Genomic DNA, 5,372 nt, shown 5'->3' on the forward strand with positions numbered 1-5,372 from the left:
TGTGGACGCCGCTGGTGAAACACGAGTGGGGCGGCTACATCACGATGTCCAAGCTGAACACGCTGCGCGCGTACGGCCGCCTGGCCGGGTGACTCCGGCCCGGTGGGGTTCCGCCGGGTTCTGCGGGGCGGGTTCTGTCGGTGGTGTGGCGTACGTTGGCGGTCATGTACGCGGAACGGCCACCGGCACCCGACCTCGCCGACCGTCTGGCCTGCGTATGGCACCGGGTGGCGGAGTCCGACAAGACCCAGCTCGTGGTCCCCGACGCCTGCGTCGACCTCATCTGGGGGCCGGGCGGCCCGTTCGTCGCCGGTCCGGACACCGGGCCGATGCCCACGTCCATGGCGGCCGGTGACACGTTCGTCGGCATCAGGTTCAAGCCGGGGGCGGTGGGCGAGGTGTTCGGCGTGCCGCCGGCCGAGCTGCGCGATCGGCGGGTGCCCCTGTCCGCCCTGCCCGGCCTGCGCCTGCCCGAGGCCGTGGGCGGGCCCGCCGGGCGGACCGAGTCCGGGGTGCGGCTCGCCGTCATGCGCGCCGCCGTCCGGGCGCGGCTCAGGCAGTCGCCGGCCGACACCGCCGCCCCGGGCATCGCCGCCGCCCTGCGCTCGGGCCGCACGGTCGCCGAGGTGGCGTGGGACCTGGGGTTCAGCGAACGGCAGCTGAACCGGCGCAGCCTGGCCGCGTTCGGCTACCCGCCCAAGGTGTTGCAGCGCATCGTACGGTTCCAGCGGGCGCTGACCCTGGCCAGGTCCGGGCTGCCGCTGGCCGACGTGGCGATCGAAGCCGGCTACGCCGACCAGGCGCATCTCTCGCACGACGTCAAACGGCTGAGCGGCGTCCCGATCAGGCGACTCGTCCCCAAACCCGCTACCCAGCGGCCCGCGTAGACGGGTTCCCACCGCCCGCCGAGACGGGCGCCCAGCGCGCCCACCAGGCCAGGCCGCCAAAGCCCGGCAGGCCGGGCCACCAGAGCCCTCCAGACCGGGGCCTTCCGGATCGGGCCTCCAGCAGTAGGCGAGGCCGGGTCTCGCCGCAAGAGTCGTCAGCGGCCGGCGAGCCCGTGCTCGTAGGCCCAGATCACCGCCTGCACCCGGTCACGCAGCCCGAGCTTGGCCAGGATCCGGCCCACGTGGGTCTTGATCGTCCCCTCGGAGAGGAACAACGCGGCGGCGATCTCGGCGTTCGTGGCGCCCCTGGCGATGTGCCGCAGCACCTCGCGCTCGCGCTCCGTCAACGGGTCGGGCTCGCGGTCCCGTACCGGCAGCAGGGGCGCGACGTGGTCGAGCAGCCGCCGCGTCGTCGAGGGCGCGATCACCGAGTCGCCGCGGTGCACGCTGCGCACCGCGGCCAGGATCTCCTCGGCGGGCGCGTCCTTCAGCAGGAAGCCCGACGCGCCGGCCCGCAGCGCGGCGAAGGCGTACTCGTCCAGGTCGAACGTCGTGAGCACGATCACCCGCGGCCCGTCGCCCGGCCTGGCCAGCAGCCGCCGGGTGGCCGCGACGCCGTCGACGCGGGGCATGCGCACGTCCATCAGCACCACGTCGGCGGTCACCGCGGCCAGCTTCTCCAGCGCGTCGGCGCCGTCGCGGGCCTCGCCCACCACGGTCATGTCCTGCTGGGCCGCGATGACCATGACCGTGCCGGTGCGGACGAGATCCTGGTCGTCGACCACGAACACGCGGATGCTCATGACGGGTACGGCAGGCGGGCCAGCACGCGGAACCCGCCTTCCTGCCCGCTTCCCACGCTCAGGGTGCCGCCCACGGCGACCAGTCTCTCGCGCATCCCGGCCAGCCCGTTGCCCAGCCCGTCGCCGTCTCCGCGATCCCGTCCGTCGTCGGAGACGGTGACGACCAGCGCGTCCGGCGTCCAGTCCAGCGTGACCTCCGCCTTGGCCGTCCGATTCGCGTGCTTGAGGGTGTTCGTGAGGGCTTCCTGCACCACCCGGTACACCGTCAGTTCGGCCGTCGGCGGAATCGGCCGCGGCCCGCCCGCCACGGTCAGCTCGGCCCGCAGCCCGGCCTCGCGCGTCCGGCGCAGCAGGTCGGGCAGGTCGTCCAGACCGGGTTGCGGCTCCAGCTCTCCCTCTGCCCTGAGCACGCCCACCAGCGCCCGCATGTCGGTCAGGGCCCGTCGTCCGGTCTCCTCGACCGTGGCCAGGACGTCCGCCGCCCGGTCCGCCGCGAACCTGCCGCCCCTGGCCTGGGCGACGATCACCGACAACGAGTGTGCCACCACGTCGTGCATCTCGCGGGCGATCCTGGCGCGCTCGGCCTGGGCGGCCTGTTCCGCCACGGCCCGCGTACGCTCTTCGAGCAGTTCCACGTAGGCCAGCTGGGTGCGGCGATACAGCCCGAACCCCCAGGCGCCCACGACCACGGCGACCAGCAGGGCGAGCAGCAGCCACGGGCTCGGCCCCAGGTGGGCAGCCGTCACGCTGGTGTCCGTGGCGAACCTGGCCGCCGCCACCCCCGCCCCGGCCAGGCCGACGGCCAGGGGCAGGACGCGCGTGGCGTACGCGGTGCAGGAGTAGAGCGCGATCGGGAACACCGCCACGGACGGCAGCACCAGGAACAGCCCGGTCACCGCCGCCTGCACGCCGAACGCCGCCGCGATCACCAGCAAGCCGCGCGGATCCCGCCGGAAGACCAGCCCCGCGTGCGCCACCAGGCAGGCGGCGACGAGCACGGCGGCACGTACGCCGGGGACCGACAACGTCGCCACGACCACGGACAGCGAGACCAGCGGCACGCCTGTCACGAGGGCGAACACCAGATCCGCCGACCGGACTCTCACGCCGTGCGCTCACCGTCGGCCGCCGTCCAGGACCGCCGCCGGTCGACCGGCCCGCGAGAGGACCGCCCGCCGTGCGGCCGCCGCTGGTAGGCCAGCGTCGCCCCGCCCACGCACAACCCGAACAGCAGCCAGCTTCCGTACACGGCGCCGACCATCACCACGGCGGCCGCGTCGTGCAGCGGCACGGGCCCATCGGTCAGGCCGGCGAGCTGGGAGAGCGTGCCGAAGACGGACATACTCCCCATGGTGGTCAACATCGCGGCTCCCGTCCAACCGCCGAGCAGCACGAGCCCGCGCGGCAGCCGCCGTCCCCACTCCTGCGCGAGCGCGAGCGACCCGGCCGCGCCGATCACGCACAGGATCACCTCGGCGTACGGGAAACCCTGCGCGTATCCGTCGGGACGCAGCAGGGTGCCGCCGTACGACCAGTAGAGCTTGGCCGTGGGGTAGACGAAGCCGAGCGCGAAGGCGAGGTAGCCGAGCCGGCGACCGTCGGGGAGCCGGAGGTCACGCAGCACGAGCGCGCCGACGAGCGCCGTGGCGGCCAGGGCGAACGCGCGTTTGACCAGGCCGGGCCAGTCCACCCGGGCGAACTCGCCGGCCGGGATGCCGGTGATCGCGAAGAACGCGCGGAACCCGTCCAGCACGATGCCGCTCGCCGACCAGAGCAGCAGCAGCGCCGCCACCCACCCGAGCACCCGCGGCGCCGGCCGGATGGCGTACAGCGCGCCGCCCGCCGCCGCGGCGACGGTCACCCAGTGCGGCGCGAAGCCGGTGGTGTACGCGTGTGCGGGCAGACCGGAGACGGCGAGCGCGGCCACGAACGTGAACCCGCAGGCCAGCACGGCCGCACGCCGGAGCCCGGATCCGGATTCAGTCAGCAAGGCAGGTCGGGGGCGGAAGATGCGTCGAAGTCGGGAAATTCGCATGGCCACCACGATTCCGGCGCGGGCCGGGCCGCCGCGTCTGGCGCAGGGCCACGAAGAATCTGACCTGAGAGGTATTGACTTACCGCGCCCTGGGCTTGCTCCCCGAGTTGCCCGGCGGCTCGCCGGAGATCAGCGCGGCGGCCCAGCCGGCGCTCGGGTCGCTGTCGATGAGCAGCGCCCGGGCCAGCAGACTGAGCGGAATGGCCAGGATGGCGCCCAGCGGGCCGAGGACGAACGCCCACACGATGAGCGAGACGAGCGTCATCGTGGTCGACAACCCGACCGCGTCACCCAGGTATTTGGGCAGGATGAACGACTGGGTGACCACGTTGATCACGATGTACGCGGCGATGACGAGAATCATCGTCTTCACACCGCCGTCCAGCAGGGCCAGCATCGCGGGCGGCAACAGGCCGATGACGAATCCGATGTTCGGGATGTAGTTGGCGATGAGCGACAGCACGCCCCAGAGCAGCGGCAATGGAACGCTCAGCACCGAGAGGGCGATCACGTCGAGCACCGCGTTTATCAACCCGAAAACGGTCGAGACGATGAGATAGCGCCGGGTCTTGGAGGCGAATTCGTCGAGCGCCGTCACCAGTTGGGGCCGGCGTCCCTGTCCGGTGGAGAGGATTCGCGCGGTGCGCGGGGCGTCCAGTGACATCGCCAGCAGCAGCACGACGATGAGGAAGAGACTGGACAGTACGCCGATGAGGCTGCCGAGCAGGGTCTGCGCCAGGCCGAAGATCTTGCCGGGGTCGAAGGCCTGCACGCCCTTGTCGATCATGTCGTTGCTCAGCCCGTGGGTGACGGCGAAGTTTTGCGCGTCGGTGAGCACCTGCTTGAACTGGGGTGTGTAGGTGGGCAGCAGCGAGGCGAGCTGCGTGGCCGAGATCGTCAGGATGCCGGCCATGCCGAGCAGCACCAGCACCACGATGAGGAACGGCACCGCGACCTGCAGCCAGATGGGCGCCCTGCGGTCGTGCAGCCAGGCGCGCACCGGGGAGACGGCGATCACCAGCACCAGGGCCAGCACGACCGGACCGGCGATCGACGCGACCTCCCGCAGCCCGAACAGGGTGATCACCGTGCCGGCGATGCCCACCAGGATGATGAGTGCCCTGGGCACGGGTTGATCACGCATGACCGGGTCCCTACCCGGCCCGCAGGTGACGCACAGGTGGACGGCAGTCGATTTGACGGTTCCGAGAGGCGTACATAGAGTTCACCAGTCCCACGAGGACGGCGGAGATCGTCGGCCTCACTCCGGGACACCTTCTAACCTCCTCCACACCGGGGACGTTCGCGTCCACGGCGGGCCGATTCGACAAGAGTCGGTTACCGGAGTAAGTTAGAGGGGTTGCCCCGGAAACGGGGTGCGGCTTAATTCCCGCAGATCGAGCAAGTCCGGTCAATTTGACAGGAACTTGAACGGCTGAAAGAATTAAGACACAACGAAAGAACAAAACAAAACGAGATGAACGCCTCCGAGCGAAGACCTGATGGTCTGAAACTGGGAAGTACGCGTCCGTTTCTTGAGAACTCAACAGTGTGTTAAAAGCCAGTGCATGATTTACATGCATAACCCTGTCATGGTTTGAACATGATGGACAGCTTGGATTCATTTCCAGACATTGTTTGGAGAGT

5 protein-coding genes are annotated in these 5,372 nt (G+C 70.7%); 1 reads left to right on the forward strand and 4 read right to left on the reverse strand.

Features of this window, described 5'->3' with window-relative positions; genetic code table 11:
* Window positions 1-164: 164 nt before the first annotated feature.
* A complete protein-coding gene (locus tag HII36_RS53025; protein WP_173531003.1) occupies window positions 165-887 on the forward strand; it encodes a helix-turn-helix transcriptional regulator in 723 nt (240 codons plus the stop codon).
* Between the two features lie 155 nt (window positions 888-1,042).
* Here HII36_RS53025 and HII36_RS53030 read toward each other — a convergent pair whose 3' ends face one another.
* The 4 genes from HII36_RS53030 to HII36_RS53045 form a co-directional block, all read right to left on the reverse strand.
* Complete coding sequence (locus tag HII36_RS53030; RefSeq protein WP_173531004.1) at window positions 1,043-1,690, reverse strand: response regulator; 648 nt, start codon at window positions 1,688-1,690, stop codon at window positions 1,043-1,045.
* Window positions 1,687-2,796 carry a sensor histidine kinase gene (locus HII36_RS58445; protein WP_173531005.1) on the reverse strand — a complete coding sequence of 370 codons (1,110 nt, stop codon included), beginning with the start codon at window positions 2,794-2,796 and terminating at the stop codon, window positions 1,687-1,689. Before HII36_RS58445 ends, HII36_RS53030 begins: the two co-directional genes overlap by 4 nt.
* Window positions 2,793-3,680: a hypothetical protein gene (locus HII36_RS53040; protein ID WP_173531006.1), complete on the reverse strand. Its 888-nt coding sequence runs from the start codon at window positions 3,678-3,680 to the stop codon at window positions 2,793-2,795. Before HII36_RS53040 ends, HII36_RS58445 begins: the two co-directional genes overlap by 4 nt.
* Window positions 3,681-3,804: 124 nt before the next feature.
* A complete protein-coding gene (locus HII36_RS53045; protein ID WP_173531007.1) occupies window positions 3,805-4,869 on the reverse strand; it encodes an AI-2E family transporter in 1,065 nt (354 codons plus the stop codon).
* Between the last annotated feature and the right edge of the window lie 503 nt (window positions 4,870-5,372).

It is taken from the genome of Nonomuraea antri (assembly GCF_013283785.1).
Classification (GTDB): Bacteria; Actinomycetota; Actinomycetes; order Streptosporangiales; family Streptosporangiaceae; genus Nonomuraea; species Nonomuraea antri.

Excerpts from the sequence above, each read along its gene's own strand:
- HII36_RS53030 (WP_173531004.1), bottom strand. The coding sequence starts at position 1,690 with ATGAGCATCCGCGTGTTCGTGGTCGACGACCAGGATCTCGTCCGCACC.
- HII36_RS53045 (WP_173531007.1), bottom strand. The coding sequence starts at position 4,869 with ATGCGTGATCAACCCGTGCCCAGGGCACTCATCATCCTGGTGGGCATC.
- HII36_RS53025 (WP_173531003.1), top strand. The coding sequence starts at position 165 with ATGTACGCGGAACGGCCACCGGCACCCGACCTCGCCGACCGTCTGGCC.